This is a genomic window from Bowmanella dokdonensis (genome assembly GCF_017254865.1).
GTDB classification, from domain to species: domain Bacteria; phylum Pseudomonadota; class Gammaproteobacteria; order Enterobacterales; family Alteromonadaceae; genus Bowmanella; species Bowmanella dokdonensis.
Genome location: NZ_JAFKCV010000256.1, coordinates 1 through 320, shown reverse-complemented (window position 1 = coordinate 320; position 320 = coordinate 1). Strand labels below are relative to the sequence as shown.

At 52.5% G+C, this 320-nt stretch carries 1 protein-coding gene; it reads right to left on the bottom strand.

From position 1 onward, the window contains the following. Window positions 1–245, bottom strand: a 245-nt coding sequence (locus tag J0A66_RS22460) for a tetratricopeptide repeat protein (RefSeq protein ID WP_206576039.1), incomplete at its 3' end; no start/stop codon positions are given. Between the last annotated feature and the right edge of the window lie 75 nt (window positions 246–320).

The window sequence follows — 320 nt, the reverse complement described above, 5'->3', positions numbered from 1 at the left end:
AACTGGCTTACCGCGACAAGTTGGTTAGCCAGCAGCATTTGTAGATGGCCGTTGTCCGGAGCCCCTTGGTACAAAGCCTGCGCCTGTTGCAGTGCCCGTTCATACTTCTGACGCTTATGCAGTACATGAACGAGATCTTGTCTGACACCATCGTGGCCCGGGGCAAACTCTAGCGCACTTTCCAGCAAAAATTCCGCGTCATCCAGCACATAGTGCTTTACGCCGATTTGTGCCAGTAGGCGCATTGCCTCCACATGTTGAGGATTCTGACGTAAAAAGTGTCGGCAAAGCTGCTCAGCTTTAAGCAGCCTTCCCTCATG